Annotated in this window: 19 protein-coding genes; 12 read left to right on the top strand and 7 right to left on the bottom strand. The window is 51.6% G+C overall.

Features of this window, described 5'->3' with window-relative positions; all coding sequences use genetic code 11:
- The first annotated feature begins 506 nt into the window (after positions 1-506).
- Positions 507-1,286, top strand: coding sequence for an HAD family hydrolase (locus FMM72_RS07870; protein ID WP_162221098.1), 780 nt, complete (start codon positions 507-509; stop codon positions 1,284-1,286).
- Positions 1,287-1,576: 290 nt separating this feature from the next.
- On the opposite strand, the gene FMM72_RS07865 is transcribed toward FMM72_RS07870, so the two are convergent.
- Genes FMM72_RS07865 through FMM72_RS07850 form a run of 4 tightly spaced genes read right to left on the bottom strand, consistent with a single transcriptional unit; the run spans position 1,577 to position 6,099 of the window.
- Positions 1,577-2,656, bottom strand: coding sequence for a protein-glutamate methylesterase/protein-glutamine glutaminase (locus FMM72_RS07865; RefSeq protein ID WP_160208176.1), 1,080 nt, complete (start codon positions 2,654-2,656; stop codon positions 1,577-1,579).
- Entirely contained in the window at positions 2,653-3,492 is an 840-nt protein-coding gene (locus tag FMM72_RS07860) for a CheR family methyltransferase (RefSeq protein ID WP_243151508.1), read from the bottom strand. Before FMM72_RS07860 ends, FMM72_RS07865 begins: the two co-directional genes overlap by 4 nt.
- A gap of 39 nt (positions 3,493-3,531) precedes the next feature.
- A complete protein-coding gene (locus FMM72_RS07855) occupies positions 3,532-4,017 on the bottom strand; it encodes a chemotaxis protein CheW (protein ID WP_160208177.1) in 486 nt (161 codons plus the stop codon).
- 3 nt (positions 4,018-4,020) lie between these two features.
- Positions 4,021-6,099 carry a chemotaxis protein CheA gene (locus FMM72_RS07850; RefSeq protein WP_162221097.1) on the bottom strand — a complete coding sequence of 693 codons (2,079 nt, stop codon included), beginning with the start codon at positions 6,097-6,099 and terminating at the stop codon, positions 4,021-4,023.
- A gap of 253 nt (positions 6,100-6,352) precedes the next feature.
- Here FMM72_RS07850 and FMM72_RS07845 point away from each other — a divergent pair, with 253 nt between their 5' ends.
- The 9 genes from FMM72_RS07845 to FMM72_RS07805 all read left to right on the top strand — a co-directional run bounded on the left by FMM72_RS07845 (position 6,353) and on the right by FMM72_RS07805 (position 18,214).
- Positions 6,353-7,750, top strand: coding sequence for an antitoxin (locus FMM72_RS07845; RefSeq protein ID WP_160208179.1), 1,398 nt, complete (start codon positions 6,353-6,355; stop codon positions 7,748-7,750).
- The gene (locus FMM72_RS07840) at positions 7,737-8,075 is read left to right on the top strand and encodes an EscU/YscU/HrcU family type III secretion system export apparatus switch protein (RefSeq protein WP_006874889.1); all 339 of its coding nucleotides are present in this window, start codon (positions 7,737-7,739) and stop codon (positions 8,073-8,075) included. The genes FMM72_RS07845 and FMM72_RS07840 overlap by 14 nt, the downstream gene beginning before the upstream one ends.
- A gap of 21 nt (positions 8,076-8,096) precedes the next feature.
- Positions 8,097-8,726, top strand: a complete 630-nt coding sequence (locus FMM72_RS07835; protein WP_162221096.1) for a hypothetical protein — start codon at positions 8,097-8,099, stop codon at positions 8,724-8,726.
- The gene (locus tag FMM72_RS07830) at positions 8,723-10,873 is read left to right on the top strand and encodes a cell division FtsA domain-containing protein (protein WP_162221095.1); all 2,151 of its coding nucleotides are present in this window, start codon (positions 8,723-8,725) and stop codon (positions 10,871-10,873) included. Before FMM72_RS07835 ends, FMM72_RS07830 begins: the two co-directional genes overlap by 4 nt.
- A 73-nt stretch (positions 10,874-10,946) precedes the next feature.
- A complete protein-coding gene (locus FMM72_RS07825) occupies positions 10,947-12,239 on the top strand; it encodes an EAL and HDOD domain-containing protein (RefSeq protein WP_160208182.1) in 1,293 nt (430 codons plus the stop codon).
- A 205-nt stretch (positions 12,240-12,444) separates the two neighbouring features.
- Positions 12,445-14,205, top strand: coding sequence for a methyl-accepting chemotaxis protein (locus tag FMM72_RS07820; RefSeq protein ID WP_162221094.1), 1,761 nt, complete (start codon positions 12,445-12,447; stop codon positions 14,203-14,205).
- 321 nt (positions 14,206-14,526) lie between these two features.
- Positions 14,527-16,134 (top strand): flagellin, encoded by a 1,608-nt coding sequence (locus FMM72_RS07815; protein ID WP_243151509.1) that lies wholly within the window; start codon positions 14,527-14,529, stop codon positions 16,132-16,134.
- Between the two features lie 123 nt (positions 16,135-16,257).
- Positions 16,258-17,550, top strand: a complete 1,293-nt coding sequence (gene fliD / locus FMM72_RS07810) for a flagellar filament capping protein FliD (protein WP_162221093.1) — start codon at positions 16,258-16,260, stop codon at positions 17,548-17,550.
- A gap of 55 nt (positions 17,551-17,605) precedes the next feature.
- Complete coding sequence (locus FMM72_RS07805) at positions 17,606-18,214, top strand: hypothetical protein (RefSeq protein WP_160208185.1); 609 nt, start codon at positions 17,606-17,608, stop codon at positions 18,212-18,214.
- 70 nt (positions 18,215-18,284) lie between these two features.
- On the opposite strand, the gene FMM72_RS07800 is transcribed toward FMM72_RS07805, so the two are convergent.
- The 3 genes from FMM72_RS07800 to FMM72_RS07790 form a co-directional block, all read right to left on the bottom strand.
- Positions 18,285-18,695: a bacteriohemerythrin gene (locus FMM72_RS07800; protein WP_162221092.1), complete on the bottom strand. Its 411-nt coding sequence runs from the start codon at positions 18,693-18,695 to the stop codon at positions 18,285-18,287.
- A gap of 93 nt (positions 18,696-18,788) precedes the next feature.
- Entirely contained in the window at positions 18,789-19,280 is a 492-nt protein-coding gene (locus tag FMM72_RS07795; protein ID WP_162221091.1) for a late competence development ComFB family protein, read from the bottom strand.
- Entirely contained in the window at positions 19,280-20,050 is a 771-nt protein-coding gene (locus FMM72_RS07790) for a ParA family protein (RefSeq protein WP_160208188.1), read from the bottom strand. Before FMM72_RS07790 ends, FMM72_RS07795 begins: the two co-directional genes overlap by 1 nt.
- 640 nt (positions 20,051-20,690) lie before the next feature.
- Between FMM72_RS07790 and FMM72_RS07785 the strand changes: the two genes are divergently transcribed.
- On the top strand, positions 20,691-21,005 hold the full coding sequence (locus FMM72_RS07785) for a hypothetical protein (RefSeq protein ID WP_160208189.1): 315 nt from the start codon (positions 20,691-20,693) through the stop codon (positions 21,003-21,005).
- Between the two features lie 11 nt (positions 21,006-21,016).
- The gene (locus tag FMM72_RS07780) at positions 21,017-21,490 is read left to right on the top strand and encodes a flagellar protein FlgN (protein WP_162221090.1); all 474 of its coding nucleotides are present in this window, start codon (positions 21,017-21,019) and stop codon (positions 21,488-21,490) included.
- Positions 21,491-21,498 lie beyond the last annotated feature (8 nt).

Genomic DNA, 21,498 nt, shown 5'->3' with positions numbered 1-21,498 from the left:
TGAATCTGTCCTCCCTTTTGGGGCTTAAAAACAGCGTTCCACAGATAGCGCGCCCATTTTTAACAACCGTGACAACCATGTCTAGATGCATGATGATCGCTTGAATAGGGGACGCAATTCCCGTCATATGGACAATTGTCGTCATGTACTGCGCAGACCTGTTGACAAACACTGTTGTAGTGGCATTCCGCGCCATGTACTGGGCAGGCCGGCTGTGTGGCAACACGCCGCCCATGATGGGCATAAATACCAAAGGAGAGATATAAAATGGATAATGCCAATACAGCAAGAAACATACCAGCACGGCGAACCAAAGCTTTCATGGTTTAATCCCACCTTAATATAAATAATAAAATGAATTGTTTATTTTAATTATAGGATGTGTGCCATGTCCTGTCAAGCGCAGCGTTAAAATTTGTTATCAATTATAAAAATAAAGAAGGATGCTTGTTCGTGCTTACAAATACTAGTATAATAAATGAAACAGCAAACGGAGGGATGGACCGATGATCAAAATGGTTGCCAGCGACCTTGACGGGACGCTTCTGCAAAACGGCGCGCAAGTCCTAAAACCGCCTGTATTTGAGCTGATTCGAGGTCTGCGGGAAAAAGGGATTTTATTTGTAGCAGCCAGTGGACGACAGTATCCCAATATGCGGCGTATGTTTTCCGAGGTGTGGAAAGATATTCTGTTTGTGTGCGAGAGTGGGGCGCTGGTGATGTCGCATGACCAGGCAATTTTTACCTCTCCTGTGCCGCGTGCGTTGGGTGACGCCATTATCAGCGATATTCTTGAGCATGAGGGCTGCGAGGTATTGCTTTCAGGTGTGGATACAAGTTATTTCACTAGTCGTTGCCGTGAATATGCTGATTTTATAACCTATACGATGAAAAATACGGTTACAATTGTGGACGACCTGTTTTCAGTAGACCGTGATATCCTCAAGATTTCGGCGTTTGTCCATAATGGCCGTGCTGCGGAGCTTGTTCCCGCATTTACAGAACGTTGGGGTAGCCGCATAAGCGTGGCGCTTTCGGGCGCTGAATGGATTGATTTTACCACTGCGAATAAGGGCACGGCAATCCGCGTGCTTCAGGAACGCTTCGGCTTTGAGCGCGATGAAATAATGGCGTTCGGTGATAACTTCAACGATCGGGAAATGCTTGAGGCGGTCGGTCATCCATATGTGATGGAAAATGCGGCGCCTGATGTCCGCGCGCTTTGCCCAAATCATTGCCGTCGCGTCGAGGAAGTGCTGGAGGCTCTCCTTTCCCGGCCTTTTTGAAAACGACCCTGGCAAAAAACTTCCCAGTTTTTTTGAAGAAAGCCCCAGCAAAAAACTTCAGCCGGCTGCGCTGCAAACAGTGGGGACAGCCGCTTTACAATGTCAGCAGGCTATGTTGCGGCCAGAGCGGCAGATGTTTTAAAATAGCCGTCTGTGCCGTGGCGGCTTTTACAGAACAAAAAGGCGAACAACCTATAGGTTGTTCGCCTTTTTAATGTAATACAAAGAGTAAGCGTTAGGGCTTGTTTAAAAATAGAAAAATGCGAGAATTTTGATTTTTCAAAGAGCCCCTAGGAGCGCGTATTGAGATAACGCATAATTTCGCCACCAATTTTATCAAGCGGAAATTGCTTTTGGACCGCGCCGATATTAAATGCGACCATGGGCATTCCATAAACGACACAGCTTTCCTGATCCTGCCCAACCGTATAGGCACCCGCCTTGCGCATTTTCAAAAGCCCTTTAGAACCATCCGCCCCCATCCCTGTCAGGATAACCCCCATCGCGTTACGTCCGGCAACCTCGGCAACAGAATTAAACAATACGTCAACCGCAGGGCAGAAACCACCAATCTTTTCACTGCCCTCACTTTTGACGTAATAGCCGCGCGCGTCCTTGGCCAAGCGAAGCTGAAGACCACCCGCGCCGATGATGACCTGTCCGGGCACAACGCGGTCGTTGTTTTCGGCCTCCTTGACACGCATACGGCAGATGCGGTCGAGCCTTTGCGCATACATATTTGTAAAAACAGGAGGCATGTGCTGTACGATTACAATGCCGGGCGTTGTCGGGGGCAGATCGCGGATAACGGCTAAAATGGCTTCCGTCCCACCGGTTGAAGCGCCGATAGCTATAATCGTGTTGGTATTGCTGTGCTGTGACGCAAGCGAAAGCGCGGGCATGACCGGCGTGGTGCGGACAGATGCCGTAACAGGACGGGCTGGAGCACGCCGCGTCGGTATTTTGGCCGTCGCTGCAATTTTAATTTTGACAATCAGGTCGTCGATAAAATGATTTAGATCCTGTGACGATTTGATTTCAGGCTTTTTGACGAAATCAACCGCGCCTGCTTCCAGGGCATCGAGCGCGCTGACCGGTGCTGAACTGACAACAACAACCGGAAGCGGATGAATAGGCATCAATTTTTTTAGAAAATCGATGCCATTAAGCTTTGGCATTTCAACGTCAAGTGTAACGACATCCGGATTTAATTTTTTAATTTTTTCCATGGCGTCGAATGGGTCGACTGCCATACCGATGATTTCAATCCGTGAATCCTTGGAAAGTCCACGTTCAAGTGATTTCCGAAAAAAGAGGGAATCATCGACAATCAAAAGCTTGATTTTTCCAAAGGGCGGCACCGATGTCATCCTTTCCGTTGATAAATTGCGGGCTGAATATACGTGTAAGGGCATGACGGCCCATTGCTGATACTTTCTGAATGGCCGATAAACAGGTAGCCGCCCTTTGCCGTACAGTTATAATACTTTTGAACAAGCTGCTGCTTGGTGGGCGCATCAAAATAGATCATAACATTGCGGCAAAAAATTAAATCCATCGGCTTGCGGAATGAAAACGGTTCCATCAGATTGAGCGGACGGAAAATGACCTCGGCGCGGATTTGATCACAGACCTGATACTGCCCGTTGGCCAGGCGTTTAAAATATTTTGATACCCATTGCGATGGAACATCTTTAAGATCCTCTATACTATAGATGCCTGCTTTTGCCTTTGTAAGCACATTCATTGAGATGTCGGTTGCAAGGATTCGTGTATCCCAATTTTTTTTGCGTGCTCCAAAGTATTCATCAAGCACCATGGCGGTATTGTAAGGCTCCTGGCCAGTTGAACAACCTGCGCTCCAGATACGCAATTCACGGCTGCGCGTCTTTTCAAAATAGGGAAGAACCTGTGTGCGCAAATATTCAAAGTGTTCCTTTTCACGCATGAAATAGGAGAGATTGGTGGTCAGTTTATTGAGAAGCGTGACCATCTCGGCCCCGGACTCATCCCGAAATAGGATGTCAAGATAGTCCCTGAAATGGTTCAGACCACGGTGACGCAGTTCATTTGTAAGACGCCCTTCAATCAATGTCTGCTTTTTAGTAAGGTCGATCCCGTATTTTTTTTTGACAAAACTGGTCAATTTGACAAATTCGTCGTCTGTCATACGTATAAGACCGGCTTGTGTCTGCTCCATGTTCATTATTGATGGCTCCAATCTATTGATTTAAGAAACAGGCTGTCAATAACTCAGGTCGGCCATGAAAAATTTTTGACAGTCAATATTCATGATAATGCGGTTACCAACTTTTGCAATAGAGGTCAGATATTTGTCGGTCGCGTTTAATCCCAACTCCGGCGGAGGTGTACTATCTTCTGGAGTGATACTCAAAACCTCTGCTACCATGTCAACGATTAACCCCACATGCATATCGTGGATCGTGGTGACGATGATACAGGTTTTGTCGTCATACGCGCGCTCCTCCTGATTGAATTTCAAACGGACATCAATCACAGGGACTACCTTGCCGCGCAGGTTGATAATGCCCTTGATATAGGTAGGCAGGGCGGGGACCGGCGTGATTGGTTGGATGCTGATAATTTCAATCACATGTGAAAGATCTATTCCGTAAAAAATATCGCCGATCAAAAAAGTCAGGCTGCGGTTGCTCAGATCATCCAATGCGGTATTGGCAGCCATTTCTATGGTTGTATTTGCTGTGCTCATGGCTTATCTCCTTTCCTTATTCAGGTTGAGCAGGGCGTTCGCATCCAGAATGAGACTGATGCTTCCGTCTCCAAGAATGGTACAGCCGGAAAGACCGATTTGCTTGACCGCGTATTTATTAAGGAAAGTCGGGAAAGGCTTGACAACGACCTGTTGCTCCCCAAGCAGCTTATCGGCAAACAGGCACGCGGCATTTGCACCGTTTTCGATCAAAATGACGATGCCGTCGCCCAATTCGGTGATCTGCGTTTCAACATCGAACAGGCGGTGCAGACGGATCAGCGGGAAGCACTCGCCGCGCAGCATAATCATTTCCGTACCGTCGGTATTGTGCAGAATCTGGCTGTTGTCATAGATCTTGAACGACTGCGTAATAGAGGCGATCGGCAGGGTATAGATGGTGTTGCCAATCTCAAGCTCCATACCGTCCACGATTGCGAGCGTGAGCGGAATCTTGATGATGAAAGTGGTGCCCTTGTCACGCTCGCTGTCGATGGAAAGCGTACCGCCGACCTTTTCAATGTTTTTGCGGACAACGTCCATGCCGACACCGCGCCCGGAAAATTCGGTGACTTCCTTGTTGGTTGAAAAGCCTGGCAGCATAATCAGACCAAAAATTTCCTTGTCGGTGTATTCGGATTCGGGCTTGGTCAGCAGGCCGTTTTCACGCGCCTTGCGCAGAAGCACCTCCGGATTGAGCCCGGCGCCGTCGTCCGCGATGGTGATGACGATTTCGCTGCCGATATTTTTGGCGATCATCGTGATGCGCCCGACATCCGGCTTACCCTTGGCGCGGCGTTCCTCGATCGGCTCGATGCCGTGATCCATCGAGTTGCGGATCATATGCATAAACGGATCGCCGATGGCCTCGTTGATGGTTTTGTCAACCTCGGTGTCACCGCCCTCAGTGACGAGCTCGACCTGTTTATCCAGCTTTTTGCTCATGTCGCGCACAATGCGGTTCATCTTCTGGAATATGCCGGAAAGCGGCACCATACGAATGGACATGACAACATCCTGTAATTCGTCGGTGAGCTTATGCAGCTCGCGCGTCGATTTATTGAAGTTGTCCAGACGCAGCCCCTTGAGATCGGGATTGCTGACGACCATCGACTCTGTTGTGACCAGCTCGCCGACAAGGTCCATCAACTGATCAAGCTTGGCCTGATTGACGCTGACAAGGCTCTGCTTTGTTTTGGGCAGAGCATCGGACGGCTTGGGCGCGCTCGGAGCGGCGGCCGCGGGCTTCGCCGGCGCCGCCGCAGCCTTCGCGGGCGCCTGCGCAGGCTCCGCCGCGGCGGCCGCGGGCGGCGGCGCAGGCTCGTCGTGCAGCACCGTATAATTTTTAACGTTTACAGAGCTTTCAACGACCTGGAAAATTTCAGATATTGGAACAAGCGGCTTAAAGATTATCTCAAAGCCGTTTTTGATAATCTCGGTGCAGCAGGAGGCGTCGTTTTCCGGATTGGCCGGAATCGTTGTAAGATCGGTGCACAGATCCTTCAGCTGGGAAACCAGCATGAACGCGCGGATGTTTTCCATCTGACAATCATCGTCAAAAAAGATCCGAATGTGGCAGGTTTCGTCGTCTTGTTCGGAGGCGGAAGCCTGGGCCGTCGGCGCGGCTTCGTCGGCTGCGGGCGCAGCCGGAGCGTCCGCAGCAGGCGATTCGCCCTTCATAATCGCCGCCATTTTTTCCAGCTCGGCGATGATTGCGCCCGGGTCTTTATTTGCCTCGCGGGTATTCTGGACACACTCGACCTCATCCTTTAAAAAGTCGGAGGCCTGGAAAACGAGATCAAAAATGGCTTCGCTGATGTTGGCCATCCGGGCAGGATCCTCACGGATGATGAAAAACACATCCTCAACAGAATGCGCCAGTGTGGAGATACCATTGAGATCCATCATCGCGGCGGAGCCTTTGATCGTATGCATGATACGGAAAATTTCGTTGATGTTGTCTTCACTGAAGCTTTTTGACTTCTCCGCGTCAAGAAGAATTTCATCAAGCTGATCAAGCAGCGTGGTTGTTTCATAGATAAAAACATCTAACATGGGTTCCATACTTGGATCAATCGCCATAGAATTCACCTGCTATTCTAAAGAATAAATTAGAGCCTGGCGCCGCACACAAGCGGTAGCCCCCCTCTTTAATGAGGCGGCCGCCGGTAAATATTATAACTCTATTTTTTATTATTCGGCAGGTTAGAAAAAAACTAAAGAACAATTGCTTGTGTTATTGAAACTTTGAACGATAATTATATTGAAAAGATTGTGCCAGTACTTCAAGGCGAAAAACGCCTTTGGAATGGCCAGTCCAGGTAGGAGAAGGAACATGGCGGATATTTTAAGGATCACAACACCGCTGGTCAATAAATCGCAGGCGCCCGAAGCGCAGAAAGCGATGGAAGCTACACAGCCGTTTGACCTGCACAATATCACGCGCGTGACAAAGCCCGCCGGCCAGGAGGGAATTTTACGGCAGAATACAGGGCTCAACCAGCAGGAGGAGACCTCCGCGCTGCTGTTGAATCTGCTCAAGGACCCGTCTGTTGCGGCCAGCTCGCTGAAAAACATCTATCTGCTTCAGGAGCTGATCAAGCTGCTGCCAGTCAACAACAAGCCGTTGACACAGGAGATTCAGCAGCTTTTCGATCAGTTGATGGTTGCGCCGGAGGACATCGCCGACGAGATGATGCGCCAGGAAAACGCCTCGACCTCGTTTAAGGGCGAACTGTTCGATTTTCTGCGCGAACTGCTCTCGCAAAATCCAAAGCAGGAGGGGCTGCGGCAGGCGACCGTCTATTTTCTCAAGGCGTTTAATAGTTATTCCATGCGTGAACCGATGCTGCGTTCCGTCGCGAACAGCCTGGAGTTTCTATCGGACAGTCTTGACAGCAGCAAGGCGCTCTCCGCGCGACTGGCGTCGCTGGCGGCGCGTTTTCGCGCGCCGGACGCCGCGCAGAGCTTTGATGGTTTAAAAAAAGATATGCTTTCGCTCTTTGGGGAGGTTGAAAACAGCATTCTGTTTTCGCCGAAACTGGCTAAGGTGTTGTCCATTGCCACCTATAATCTCTCGCGCTTTAACGATAACGAGCTGTTCTTCCACGAGGCGACGGCGCGGCTGCTTTCGCAGCTCCATGGAGAACAGGCGCGCACGCAGTTTTTGCGCTACATTGAGCAGAGCTTTTCCGGACGTCCGGAACACAGCCGTTCGGTGGTTGAGACGCTGGCGAAGCTGATTGACCGCCAATCGCAGACCGACGAGATTATGCTTATGAATTCCGAAAAGGTCGAAACCATTATCCGAAGCCTGCTTTCCTCCCCTTGTAACTTTACGCCGCTGCTTCATTTTGTGGTGCCGGTGCTGTATGAGGATATGCAGTCGTTCGCGGAAATCTGGATCAATCACAACGGCGGCGAGGATAAGGAGAACGGCCGCGGAACGGACGACCACTCGATCCATATGCTGCTGGTATTCGAGATCAGCGACATCGGACGCTTTGAGCTTGAATTGTATGTGCGCGACAAGACGATCGACCTGTCTCTGTTCTGCCCGCCGGCCTATGTGGACTCTTACGCGCGGATGGGTTCAAGTATTGCCGGGTGCTTAAAGGCGCTCGACTTTCGCCTTGGCGATGTGCATTTTGAAAAATTGGAGCGGGCACGTTCGCTGATGGACGTGTTCCGCTCACTCCCATATAAAAGGACGGGTATCGATGTCCAGATCTAAAAAAAACAAGGCCGTTGCGCTGAAATACAACGCCGAGGAGGATGTCGCTCCGATTGTAATCGCCTCGGGTTATGGTGAATTGGCGCAGCGCATTATTGACGTGGCGGAAAAACAGGGGATTCCCGTTTTCCGCGACGACAGCGCCGTATCGCTGATGTGTATGCTCGAGGTTGGCAGCAACATCCCCCCCGAGCTTTATCAGGTTGTCGCGGCGATTTACTGCCAGCTGCTCCAGACCTCCAAGGAGATCCGGGACGGCATTTCGGCGGCCGGGCGCGCGGCTATGGGACTGCCTGCCGGCGGTTCCGGCCAATCGGCGCAATAAAACCGGGAGGAAGCGGTCAGGATGAATTTTGAACTGTTTACAGGCCGTGCCTGCGAATTGAAGAAGATGAACAATGCCCCCATATTGTTTGGGAAAATCGACCGGGTGTCCGGCGACAGGATGGAGGTGGTCGGCGTCAAGGAGCAGCTGCCTGAGGTCGCGTGCGGGCAGCATGCGAAAATTCTGATTTATGACGAGACAGGCGGTTTTGAAGTGCTAGTTGGGCGTGTTGACGACTGGGAGCCGAAACGGCTGATCTTGCGCGAGGTTGTCAGCCTTGTTGAATATGAGAGGCAGCGGTTTTTTCGTGTCGGGGTGGATCTGCCGGCGCGCATTTATGAAATTCATGATGATCAGCTATATGGTCCAATCCCCATCCGGATCAAGAGCATCAGTCTGAACAGCGTACTGTTTGAATGCGCGCAGACATTGGTGGCCGAGCAGCGCATTGAGATGGATCCATCTTTTTTCAGTATAGAGGTGGAGCATCTTTACGCGACGATTTCACGTGGGCAGCGCATGACAAACAGTATGGCCTATGTCGCTGATTTTGATCCGCTGGCCGAGTGGGAGGAGCAGAAGCTGTGCGGCTTTCTGTTCGCAAAGCAAGGGGATGAAATCCGCAGAAAACGGGGGACGATGGAGAAGTGACGGACGCGGCGGACAGGAGCAGGGAAGAACGGGTTATTTTCGCATTGGATATCGGCACGCGCAGCGTGACCGGTGTGGTTGGCGAGGTTGAAAACGGAATGCTTCGTGTTCTCGGCGTCGAAACACAGGAGCACGCCGAGCGTGCTGTTGTCGATGGGCAGATCGAGGATATTGAACAGACGGCCCGCGTGGCGCGCATGGTCAAACAGCGGCTTGAGCAGAGGCTCGGCTTTACGCTGCACGAGGTCTATGTGGCGGCTGCGGGCCGCGTACTGAAAACAAAGCGTGTTACATGCGCGTTGGAGCTTGACGAAAAGAAGCCTATCGGCCAGGAGGAACTATTCAAGCTGGAGTCGAAGGCGATTCAGCAGGCGTATCAGGGGTTGCTGGAGGAGCTTGGCAGCGACGGCGGGTTGACCTATTACTGCGTCGGACACTCTGTTATTCAGTACACGCTTGATGGATATGCCTTTTCGACACTGGTCAATCACCGCGGCCGTCAAGCAGTAGTGGAGCTGATCGCGACGTTTCTGCCGAGTGAAGTTGTTGAAAGCCTCTATGGGGCCATGCAGCAGACAGAGCTAACGATCATGAGCATCACACTTGAGCCGATTGCCGCGATCAGCGCGGTGATTCCGCAGGAGCTGCGCCTGCTCAATATCGCGCTGGTGGATGTCGGCGCTGGCACATCGGATATTGCGATTACCAATAATGGGAGCGTCTGTGCCTATACGATGGCCACGATGGCCGGCGATGAGATTACAGAACGTGTGATGCGGGAATTCCTGGTCGATTTTCAGATGGCCGAAAAGATGAAGTTTATGCTCAGCGAGGGCAAAGAGCTGATCGCCTACTGCGATATCCTTGGTTTTGAATACAATATCCCGTCGGAGGAGCTGCGCCAGCGGATTCTGTCCGCCGTGGAGGAGCTTGCACAGATGATTGCGCAGCAGATTCTTGAAATCAACGGGGCGCCGCCGATGGCGGTCTTTATGGTCGGAGGCGGCAGCCGTACGCCCGAGCTGTGTCGTCTGGTGGCGCAGAACCTTTCGATTGATGAAAAAAAGGTCGCTATCGGCGGCAACAATTATATGAAGCGGATGGTAGAAACGGAGCCGCAATATATCAGCGCGGAATATGCGACGCCAATCGGCATCGCGATTTCGGCGATGTCCGCGCAGGGGCAGGAAAATTTGTCGGTTGTGATCAACGGCCAGCGTGTGCGCATGATGCGCATTGGCGCGATGACCTTGCTGGAGGCGCTGCTGCGCGCCGGCTATCAGTATGGCCAGATTATGGGGCGTTCGGGCCGCAGCGTGACCTATGCGCTCGACGGCGAGAAAAAGGTGGCGCGCGGCGGTGTGCCGACGCTCGCCGAATTCGAAGTCAACGGCCGCGCGGCGAATATTACAACGCCGCTTGAAGCCGGTGATTCAGTCCGGTTCACACCAGCGGTCAACGGCATGGACGCGCGGCCTTTGGCGCGCGACACTGTGAAGGATTTCGCCCCGTTTGCGATTGAATACAACGGCGAGACGGTCCAGGCGGGCGTATATGTGACTATTAATGGCACGCTGGCTGAGGCGGAGGATGAAATCCATGAAGCGGATAAAGTGCATGTCCTGCGTATAACCACCCTTGGCGATCTGCTTGCACAGACGGATGGGGCGCTTGAGACGACTGTTGTAAACGGCGTGCAGTGCACGGCCGATTACATATTGAAAGAAGGCGACTGTGTGAGCGCGGTCGCATCAGCGGCGCCGGCGCCGCCGGTTCTTCAGCAGCCCTTGACCGTGCCGGAGCCTGTGCCGTCAGTCGTACCGGTGGATTTGCAGATGACGCAGGCGCAGCCGCCCGGCCCGGATCTTTCTGTAACGCCGCGCGCGGAAGCGCCTGCGCTGTCGCAGGAGCCGGCTGTACAGGAGACGCCCCGGCACGGCGCGGTGCAGATCATCCTCAACGGTTCGCCGGTGCTTTTGCCGGGAAAGCCGGATGGTACGCCGAATCTGTTTTTTGACGTGCTCAATTATGTTGAGATCGATCCGGACCATCCGCAGGGAGAGCCGGTTATCCGCCGCAATGAACGCGCAGCCTCCTATATTGAGCCGATCCATGACGGCGACCGGATTGAAGTCTATTGGGGGTAAAAGTCTGCTTTGTTTCCAAAAGCGGCTGTAAGCCGCTTACGCTTAAAGAAGATAGAGTGAGGAGCTGAAATGTATGGAAACCTATATTGTCCGACAGCCGATTCTCGATAGCAGCGGAAAAGTGACCGCGTACGAGATCTTATATAAGGAGGACGAAACGGCACTTTACAATCAGCGTGATTCCCGGGTTGCAAACGCGATCGAGGAGTTTCTGACAGAACTCAGCAATGAAAAATTTCTTGGAGGGAAAACAGCGTTTCTAACGTTTACGCCCAACCTTCTTATGAAGAATATTCCGCGCATGTTCTCCCCCGAGCGCCTCGTCATTCAGATCGAGGATAATTCCATCGTGCATCCTGTGGCGCAGAAGATGATTTACCGCTATCGCAAGCAAGGCTACAGTATTGCTTGCGCCGGGTTTGAGTTTTCGCCGCGTTATTTTGGGATTATGGACGCGCTGGATTATATTAAGGTCAATTTCAGCGAAATTGATGAAACCAAACCAACCAATTCCAGCGTGGTCAATGTTGTAAATATTGCGCATAGTTTCCAGAAAAAGGTTGTTGCTTTTAAGGTTAATACCCCAGAGGCGCTCGCATTGACAAAGGAGCTTGGCTGTGAAATGGTCCAGGGCACCTATGTTGCGGAGCAGAAGCAATCGAAGGTACACCGCGTCGATCATATGCAGAGCAACTTCTTCCAACTTATGATCGCCGTGACAAAGGATGAGCCGGATATCGACGAGATCGCGCGCATCATTTCACGCGACGTCACGCTGGCTTTTTCGCTGATGAAGCTGGTCAACTCCGCCTATTTTGCGCTACGCAATCAGGCGAAATCCGTGCAGCAGGCGCTCGTTGTGCTCGGCCTTGGACAGCTCAAACAGTGGATTTATCTGTTGAGCTTCAAACGTGACAACGGCGGCGCTTCCGATGAGCTGATTAAACAATCGTTCCTGCGCGCCAATTTCTGTATGGAGCTGTCCAAGAATATCAGTGATTTCCCGATTTCGCCGTCGGAGGCGTATATGATGGGCATGTTCTCCACGCTTGACCAGCTGATGGAGGTCCCGTTGGAGATGGCGCTTGAAGAGTTGCCGATTTCAGACTATGTCAAGACGGCTCTGCTCAAAAATGAAGGGCGCTGCGGCGCGCTGTATCAGCTTGTGCTCTGTTATGAGAAGGCCGATTGGAATGAAATGACCTGGCACGCGAAGCTGCTCCAGATCCCGATGGACATCATTACGCGTATTTATTTTGAATGCGTTGAATATGTTAATTCCATCTGGAACAGCTTGCTTTCCCAGAATGTGGACGGCGACGCGCAGGCTGCGGCGGACATGGCGGACACGGTATCCGCGCAGTAAGCGTTTGTTGCGGTATTACGGCTGGCAGCATAGGTAAAATGTGCTTGCATATGTCAGGATGGATTTGGACAGTTCATTTTACCTGACTCAAAAATAAAAAAATTGTTGGATTTGCTTTGGTTTTTAAGAAACGTGTCGAATATAAAAAATTGGAGTATTGCAAATTAAGTTTCAAATTAGCGTATCTTGAGGGAGGAGAAGTCATTTGTTCAGGAATCTAAAAGTTGGTAAGAAGATCACATGTTCGTTCGGCGCTGTTATCGTGTTGTATATCATTACTGTTGTTGCGTCGACAATCGGCCTGTTCAGTGTGTCAGGCGGTTTGGAATCGTTTTATAATCATGCGTATCCAGTCGCGCGTGATTCCGTACAGATCGGCAAGCTTACCGCTACTATTCAGCGCGACATTTGGCATGCTGCTGAGTTGACGGACAATGCGCAGATCCAGTCGCTTATTACGGACATTGAGTCGAATGCGGCGATGATGAGCACTTATGCCGGCGAACTTGAAAAGGGTTACAATGGCGACCCGCAGCTACTGTCCAATTTCAAATCGGCTTTGACGGCGACAAAATCGCTGCGTGAAGAGACCGTTCAGTATATCAAGTCAAAGGATACTGATAAGGCGTTGGCCATGCTGACCGGTGAATATGCGGCTGCCTGCGGCAATCTGGATGCGTCATTGGAAAACATCATCAATTACGCCGAGCAGAACGCGAAGGATTCTTATACAAACGGCATGTCTATTCGTGTGGTCTGCGTTGTTATTTTGTCAGTGCTGGCGTTGGCCAGTTTGATCTTTACAATCCTGCTTGTGATCAAGCTGACAAAGGACATCACTTATCCGCTGGCGGAGATCAAGACGGCTGCGGAGGACTGGACAAGGGGCGCTATGAAGTCCACGGTTACATATCAGTCCAAGGATGAGTTGGGCGAAGTCGCGGACAGCATGCGCTTCGTTTCCAAGACGCTGTCCGAGTATATTGACGATATCACCAGCCTGCTTTTGAAGATGGCGCAGGGCGATCTGACGGTTTCCGCCGATATGGAATACCTTGGCGAGTGGGCGTCGATCCGGACTTCTATCAATCAGATTCTAGAGGCCCTCAACGATACGCTTGGACAGATTAACCGCTCCTCGGAGCAGGTTTCCAGCGGTTCCGAGCAGGTTTCCAGCAGCGCGCAGGCGTTGTCGCAGGGCGCTACACAGCAGGCGAGCGCCGTAGAGGAGCTGGCCGCGACGATTAACGAGATCTCTCATCAGGTTATGCAGACCGCTGAGAATGCGCGCGATGTTGACGGTTTGGTCACTTCCACAGGCGAGAATCTCCACGCCTGCGGCGATAAAATGGCGCAGATGGTCGAAGCGATGAGCAAGATCAACGACAGTTCCGCTCAGATCGGCAAGATCATCAAAACCATTGAAGACATTGCTTTCCAGACCAATATCCTGGCGCTCAACGCGGCGGTCGAGGCCGCGCGTGCTGGCGCGGCCGGAAAAGGCTTCGCCGTTGTCGCAGATGAAGTGCGCAATCTGGCGGCCAAGAGCGCCGAGGCTGCAAAGAATACCACGACGTTGATCAGCGGATCGCTCAGCGCAGTTGAAGAAGGATCGCGGCTTGTTGACAACACACAGCAATCTTTGCTTGATGTGGTCGGCAGTGCATCCCAGATCACAGATGCGATGCAGAAGATCACAAATGCGACCAATGATCAGTCGAACGCGATCCAGCAGGTTACACAGGGAATTGATCAGATTTCCGCCGTTGTACAGACGAACTCCGCAACCGCAGAGGAGAGCGCGGCTGCCAGTGAGGAGTTGTCCAGCCAGGCCAATATGCTTAAGAGTCTTGTTGCACAGTTCCAGATTAAGAATGTGGTTTCTTCCGGTGCGCCACAGCTCAGTTATTCCCATATTCCGGATGAAGCCGGATCGAACGATTTCTTTGGTGACAATAAATATTGATTCTATCTCTGGAAATCGCTCCGCAAGATACGTATACAGGGGACGCTGCATCTGCAGCGTCCCCTGTTTTTGATATGTTGGATAGATGTGGGCGGTGGAATGGAAAAATTCTTTGCCAATACACTTTAGTTTTTGAAAAAGACAACGAATATAAAGATTGAAGGGCAAACGGCGGGGCTAAGATGGCCGGCCGGCCGCTTCACAGATAGCCTTTAAGCGTCCTTGCGCGGCGGCCGCGCGCAGGGATGTAAAAGGAACAATTTATACGAACGCTTTTCACATGGACGTGGGAAGCACACCCAATTACATGGAGGTATAACTATGGGAATGGTAGTCAGAAGCAATATCATGGCGGTCAACGCTCAGCGTCAGTTGGGCATGAACAATTCGCAGGTCGGCAGGGCGCTGGAAAAATTGTCCTCCGGTTACCGTATCAACCGTGCTGGTGACGATGCGTCCGGTCTGGCGATCTCTGAAAAGATGAAAGCGCAGATCAAGGGCCTTGATACAGCTTCTCTCAATGCTCAGGACGGTGTTTCGGTCGTGCAGACGGCTGAAGGCGCGCTGACTGAGGTTCATAACATGCTCAACCGTATGACCGAGCTGGCGACCCGTGCGGCCAACGGCATCAACTCGGATCAGAACAGGCAGTCCCTGCAGGACGAAATCAAGGAACTCCAGACGGAAATCGACCGTATCTCCAAGGCGACGAATTTCAACAGCATCAACCTGCTTGACGGCTCGCTCGGCGGCGGTAGCACATCTGCGGTTGACAGCATTAAACTTGATGGCGGCCTGACGACCACCAATGTTGACGCAACAAAGTATAAGAGCGCTGCTTTGGCTGGTACAAGTGTTTTGGCTAAGACGGCAACCGATGGCGATAAGGTTTCCTTTACAGTTTCTTATACAGTTGGCGGAAAGGAAAAGAGCCTTACTGTTGATCTGACGCTTAGTACAAACGAAGATGGCGATAAGGTTTTGATCGGTAATTCCGGCAAGGAATATGCGATCAATGATTTCGCAACCGATGGTGTTACTGCAGACGATCTTGATACTGCCATGACGGCGGAGCTTGGCAAGAGCGCTCTTGCCAACGATTTTACAATTACAGGCGATTATCAGAATGGCTTTGTGCTTGAGGCCAAAACAGCGGGCAGCGGAACGGGAGTCACGTCTGCAAGTACATCGGCTACGGTCGGCGGGACCACAACTGTGGCTGGTATTACAGTTGGCGCTCCTGCTACAGTAGGTGAAGATGCTTATGTAAAGGGTAAGGCTACGCTTTACGCTGCTGGCGATAAGGTTGATGACAAGGCTTTCACTGTGAACGGCAAAAAGTATATCCTCGCGGCGGACGGGACGGATACTAGTGCTGTTGGCAAAGATATTACTGTGATCTTCGGCGCGGATCTGGATAATGCCGGCGCCAATGCGGCGAAGGAGATTTCCAAAGACACCGGACTGAACGTAACATACGATACAACGGATGGTCTCGTTTTCAAGGGCGGCACAGCCACAGTCAGCGGCAGTGGCCTTGTTCTCCAGATCGGCGATACAGCGGACAGCTTTAACCAGATTACAGTCTCAATCGACGACATGAGTTCTAAGGGAATTGGCGTTAACGGTATTGATATTTCTAGCCGTGAGGGCGCTGCGGCCGCGATCGATACGATCCGCGCCGGCATCGACAAGGTTTCCGCGCAGCGTGCCGTTCTCGGTGCTACGCAGAACCGTCTGGAATATACAATTAATAACCTTGATACCACGTCCGAGAACCTGCAGTCGGCCAACAGCCGTATCCGCGACACGGACATGGCCAAGATGATGATGGAGTACACGAAGATGAACGTGCTGACGCAGTCCGCGCAGGCGATGCTCGCGCAGGCCAATCAGCAGCCGCAGAGTGTGCTCCAGTTGCTCCAGTAATAAACAGTTAAGCGGCCCTTTCCAAACGGGGCTTGACGTATTCCGTTATGATGAAGGGAGCCGCCCGCCCGGGTGGCTCCCTTCTGTCTATATTACATGATCTATCCGAAAGGAGGTGAAAAAATGTATCCAATTCAGAACAGCATGTATTCCCTCAGCAATACCATCCTGAGCGGATATACACAGATGAACCAGATGCGCGCGATGCTCGCAGCTAGGGGCAACAGCAAGCTTTCAGCGATCAGCGGCGTATCAAACGCCACCAGTTCGACGGCAAACAAGCTTGATGCAGACAGCGCGGCGTTCCTCAAGGATTATCAAAAGCAAATGACGGCCCTCAAGGATGCGGCTGACAGCGTTCTTAATCCCAAGACCGATAAGTTGGCGGCAGGTTCGTCCGATCGCACAGTAGCGACGGCGACCGGAAAACTGGGGAAACAGTCCGATTCCTACGAGCTGACGGTTCAGCAGACGGCTGCCGGGCAGGTAAACTGCTCCACGTCGTTTGCCAGCAGCGGGGAACTGCCGTCCATGGGCGGCGGCTTGCGGATCAAAACAGCTGCAGGGACCTTCGATTTCAGACTGAGCGCCGCCGGCGCAAAAACCAATCAGGAGGCGCTGCAAAAATTCGCTGATTCGATCAACGCATCGAAAGCCGGCGTGACCGCGCGCGTCGTCACAGAGAACGGCCGTTCATCCCTTGAGCTTGAGGGAGCGTCGGGCAGTGACAACAAGTTTACCGTTTCCGGAACGGCCGCTGAAAGCCTTGGACTTGACAAGGCTGTGACCGAAAGCCGTGATGCGATTTTCACCATCACCAAAAATGACGGTGAAACGTACAGCGGAACGTCGTCCACCAATGCGATTGAAGTCGATGGAGTCAGCATCGCCATTGCCGGTGAGGGAAAAGCCCAGATCAAGGCTGGAGTCAACGACGGCGCGACTGCCAGCGCAATGCAGGACTTGGTTGACGCGTACAACAGCACGATCAAATTTTTAAGTTCCAACGAGAATCGGGGCGTCGGTGTTCTCCAGCAGATGAAGCGTATGATTCAGCCTCCTGTTTCCGAATCGTCCATGGCGATGATTGGGTTATCTGTAAAGGCGGACGGTACGCTGTCGTTTGATCAGAACGTCTTTAATAAGGCGATGGATGCCAGCCCGAGTCTGATGGGCAGCATTACTGAACGTGTTGCCAGCGGAATCAAACAGGATGCCCAACGCGGCCTTGATGCGCCGTCCGCCAGCCTGGTGGGTTCGGCTGCCAAGCAACAGCAGCAGAATCTGTTCGGTAGTTCTGCGTTCTCATCCAGTCAGATGGATTCCATCAGCATGATGAGCATGTATAACCGTCTGGGCGCATACAACATGTCCAATTTTTATGCTGTCGGCATGATGATGAACATGTTTGTATAACGGGTGAAAAAAGATTCGAATCCGCCTGCGGCGGATTCACAGGGAGAAATGTATCATGAATATTGGAAACGTCGGACTGTCTGGTGCGCGTTACACGGCTGCGATGGCGACTGCCACGCAGGCTGATGAAGCCGTATCCGCTAAGAAGGAGGGCGCGACGACTGAAACAACAGTTAACCGCGACACCTTCGAAAGGACGCAGCCAGAGCAGTCGGTTACGTACAGCAAAAACAAGCTGAACAAGGCCCAGGCTGATCAACTGATGGCGGCGGAAGAAAGCCGCACGCAGAGCTTTATGAACATGCTCAAGAGCATGGTTGTCAAGCAGGGTCAGAAGAGCAACTTGACATTGTTCGGTATGGATCTGTTCGTCACCCCGGAGCAGAGCGCGAAAGCGGCCGCTTCTATCGCGGAAGGTGGCGAGTATTCGGTCGACGCGGTTGCGGGGCGGATCATGGATATGGCGAAGGCGCTTTCCGGCGGCGACGCTTCCAAGATCGAGGAGCTGCGTAAAGCGGTTGAGAAAGGCTTCAAGGCTGCCGGCGTCGAGTTGGGCGGTAAATTGCCCTCGATCAGCCAGCAGACCCATACCGAGGTTATGAAGCGCTTTGATGAATGGGCTGCGGAAGCTAAGAAAGCATCAGCGGCCTCTGACGATGCATAAAATGCATAACAGGAAAAGTAAAAAAGGCTGCGGGAATTTCCCGCAGCCTTTTTTGTGTATGTAGATTGCATTATTTGCCGCCCTGCGCACGGATGTGCGCGGCAACCTTGACATCCTCACACTTAATATGGCTGATCAGCCAGCCGGCAATGCTGTTGTTGACCTTACCGACAAGCACAATCGTCGGGCCTTCCTTATTGAGCTGTTCCGCAAGCTCACGCACAACGCGTTTGAAGCCCTCATGGTATTGTTTGTGGTTGGCGTAATCAGGATATTTGTAACGAAGCTGGAGCGCCTCCTCGTCGCCAAAATGCTTGGAGGTGTAATCATATAGGAATCTAGTTGTTTTTGCAACTTCCGCACGGCCCTTGCCAGTCCCGCAAGCTGCCAACAACGCGTTGATTGCTTCAATCAGTTCCTTGTGTTGCGAATCAATCATTGCATTGCCTGTCTCAAGGTCTTTGCTCCATATGTAAGCCATTTTTCCCTTCTCCTTTTTAAATGAGTTTTAATTTCCACCATTATATACCTAATTTGTGTACAATGCAAGAGCTTTTGGAAATTTCTTTATAAATCAATGGCGCGGATGGGCGCGCACTTGTAAAATTGCTTTCACAAGCGCGGCGGAAACCTCTTTGGTGGAATGCTTATACCGCAGGGCGTCGATTTCATCGACCTCGGCAACTACATATTCTGGAGGAAGAAGATTCAATGCGGCAGCTACCGCGTCCTTGCGGCATTTGTCGCACTGGCAGCAGTTGAATTTTGAGAAAACGCTGTCCAACCGATCGGAGACAAGCAGCTCCATAATATTGACGACGGCATATTCGCGCTTGACCGCTGGGATAGCGACACCCCCGCTCTTGCGTGAAAACAGACGGCTGCGCAGATCAGAGATCGGGCTGGCCTCGTCCTCCTCGGCAGATGGGGCGGCCGCGGTCTCAGGTGAGGAGGCGGGTGTATCCACGGAAATCGTGGGCGGTTCAGAGGTGTCATCCAAAGACGCGCTTGGCATAATCAGGTTATAAATATAGTCCTTATCAAATTCCATTTTGGGTTTTGCCATTATAAAACGCCCCTTTCGAACAGCTCGTCAAGCAACCGCTGATAGTCCTGGACAGCTTTGCTTTTGGGGGCATAACGGATCATGTCGCGGCGCAGGATCTGCGCCTTTGTTAAATCGACGCCGGTTCGGATGGTCGTGCGCAGCAAGGGAATATTGAAGGTTTTCGCCATGTCGGAGGCTGTTTCACGGATGACGTTATTGATCTGACCACGCGGATTAAAGCGTGTCAGCAGAATACCGGCGTTTACAAGGTTGGGATTGTTGCGCGCCCGCACATGCTCAATGGTTTCGTTGAGCTGCACGATCCCCTGCAAGCTGTACAGGTCAGACAGCACCGGCATCAGGATCACATTGGATGCGGAGAAAGCGTTGACAGTCAGAACACCGAGCGCAGGCGGCGAATCGATAAGAATATAATCATAAAGCTTTTCAACGGATTTAAGCGCGGATGAAAGCAGAAATTCACGGCCCTTTCCAGTAAACTCCAGCTCGATGCCGCTTAACATCATGTTGGAGGTGATAACGTCGGCAAGCTCTGTGTGCTGGATTGCCTGGACAGCTTTCAGCTCACCCTTGAGCACCTGATAGATCGAATTTTGCAACTCAACGCGATTGTCGGCACGCAGACTAAAAGACAGGTTTCCCTGCGGATCGAAATCAACGCACAGCACACGGTATCCCTTGTGCCGCAGGCCCATCGCAAGGGCATTTGTCGTTGTCGTTTTTCCGACGCCGCCCTTTTGATTGGACACGCAAATGATCTTGTTCATCCTGAGTTTCTCCTTTTTTGCGCATGTAAAATCCGTATTTTTTATTATACTTGATCGTACCCCTGCTTGGCAAGCGGAGAGCGGAAAATCATATGTGGTTTCTGTTGGGATTTTATTCTATATGCAAAATATAACAAAAACTATACAAATAGTCATTTCCTCGCTCCTTTGGGAGCGACCGAAAATAATGCGCAAAAACTTCATGCGCGGCAACCTTTGCCTTTTTTTGCGGCACGCGTACTGCGCGTGAGGTTTTCTGTCAAAAATAAAAGAGAAAGTCTGGTTAGGGCTTGTTTGAAAATAAAAAGAGTTGCCGAATTTTTCGCAAACAGCAGAGAATGCAAGTCAAAAAACGCAGGAGCCCTTTCGGATTCCGAAGCTTTTTAACGCAGCCTCCGCCCCTGTTTGTAGAAAAAGACGGAAATACGGTTTAATCAGCCCAAAACAGGCAGGGAAAAAGCAGCCTGCTCGTGTAGCCGGCCGGTCCGTGCGTGGATAGATGTGCAAAAAATAGTTGAGTAGTCCGTGTTTTTTAGGAAAGATTGTTTAGTTTTCGCCAAGTCGGGCGATAAGAAATAGTAGGAAATAGTTTAGGATTATTCCATCCGTTACGGCAACGGTTAAAGAATCGAGGGATATTATGAAAATCAATCCGGCCGCTGCACATGGAATTTATAGAACAAATCTTGCCGGCTACAAGTCCACTTTGTCTGCGCAGGATTCCCAGGCGACCGCGGGGAAGCTTTCCGGAAATACAGACCATATTTCCATCAGCCAGTCCGGCGCGCGTCAGCTTGAAGCTGAAAAGGTGAGCAGAAGCATTCTGGATGAAATCAATACGCCGGCCTCCCCGGAGCGTCTGACACAATTGCGTGAGCGCGTGCAAAATGGCGCCTATTACATTCCGACTGACCAGCTGACCGGCGTGCTGATGCAACGCTGGTTTGGCCTTTAAGGAGCGCGCTCATGACGGAAGAACTTGATATATTTTATGCCTTTCTGGAGGATTACGCCGATTTTATGGAAGGTTTATCAGACCAGGAGGATGGAAAATATGCAGCGCTTTTGTCTTTTGACGCGCAGAAGGTTGACCATGTAATTTCCGAGCAGCAGGCTGCGTTGATGCGTCTTGACGCTATGGAAAAGCAGCGTGAAAAGCTCCAGGCGGAGGCCGGGCTTGGCGGATGCTCCTTTCAGGAGATCGTCAGGCGCGCCGACGAGGAGGACCGCGATTATCTGCATGCGCTGATGATGCGTATTGAATCGGCTGTGATGGATATTCGTTTCCGCAATGCGAAATCTACGTCGTTCGCAAAGGACAGCCTGCGCGCATTCAGTGGAAACGCCGATTCGCCTGAGCGGCAGGTTACGGGCGGCTACACGTCCGAAAAAAAGGTAGTGGAGGGTCCAGGCTCGCCGCTGTTTGAAACAAAAATTTAAGTGGAGGG

The organism is Anaerotruncus colihominis (genome assembly GCF_010206195.1).
GTDB classification, from domain to species: Bacteria; Bacillota; Clostridia; order Oscillospirales; family Ruminococcaceae; genus Anaerotruncus; species Anaerotruncus colihominis_A.
This window is presented reverse-complemented; position numbering and strand designations above follow the sequence as displayed.

Coding starts and splice junctions, on each gene's coding strand:
- FMM72_RS07800 (WP_162221092.1), bottom strand. CDS start 18,695: ATGGCTTACATATGGAGCAAAGACCTTGAGACAGGCAATGCAATGATT.
- FMM72_RS07840 (WP_006874889.1), top strand. CDS start 7,737: ATGTCCAGATCTAAAAAAAACAAGGCCGTTGCGCTGAAATACAACGCC.
- FMM72_RS07845 (WP_160208179.1), top strand. CDS start 6,353: ATGGCGGATATTTTAAGGATCACAACACCGCTGGTCAATAAATCGCAG.
- FMM72_RS07780 (WP_162221090.1), top strand. CDS start 21,017: ATGACGGAAGAACTTGATATATTTTATGCCTTTCTGGAGGATTACGCC.
- FMM72_RS07805 (WP_160208185.1), top strand. CDS start 17,606: ATGAATATTGGAAACGTCGGACTGTCTGGTGCGCGTTACACGGCTGCG.
- FMM72_RS07795 (WP_162221091.1), bottom strand. CDS start 19,280: ATGGCAAAACCCAAAATGGAATTTGATAAGGACTATATTTATAACCTG.
- FMM72_RS07815 (WP_243151509.1), top strand. CDS start 14,527: ATGGGAATGGTAGTCAGAAGCAATATCATGGCGGTCAACGCTCAGCGT.
- FMM72_RS07850 (WP_162221097.1), bottom strand. CDS start 6,099: ATGGCGATTGATCCAAGTATGGAACCCATGTTAGATGTTTTTATCTAT.
- FMM72_RS07860 (WP_243151508.1), bottom strand. CDS start 3,492: ATGAACATGGAGCAGACACAAGCCGGTCTTATACGTATGACAGACGAC.
- FMM72_RS07790 (WP_160208188.1), bottom strand. CDS start 20,050: ATGAACAAGATCATTTGCGTGTCCAATCAAAAGGGCGGCGTCGGAAAA.
- FMM72_RS07825 (WP_160208182.1), top strand. CDS start 10,947: ATGGAAACCTATATTGTCCGACAGCCGATTCTCGATAGCAGCGGAAAA.
- FMM72_RS07785 (WP_160208189.1), top strand. CDS start 20,691: ATGAAAATCAATCCGGCCGCTGCACATGGAATTTATAGAACAAATCTT.
- FMM72_RS07835 (WP_162221096.1), top strand. CDS start 8,097: ATGAATTTTGAACTGTTTACAGGCCGTGCCTGCGAATTGAAGAAGATG.
- fliD (WP_162221093.1), top strand. CDS start 16,258: ATGTATCCAATTCAGAACAGCATGTATTCCCTCAGCAATACCATCCTG.
- FMM72_RS07855 (WP_160208177.1), bottom strand. CDS start 4,017: ATGAGCACAGCAAATACAACCATAGAAATGGCTGCCAATACCGCATTG.
- FMM72_RS07870 (WP_162221098.1), top strand. CDS start 507: ATGATCAAAATGGTTGCCAGCGACCTTGACGGGACGCTTCTGCAAAAC.
- FMM72_RS07865 (WP_160208176.1), bottom strand. CDS start 2,656: ATGACATCGGTGCCGCCCTTTGGAAAAATCAAGCTTTTGATTGTCGAT.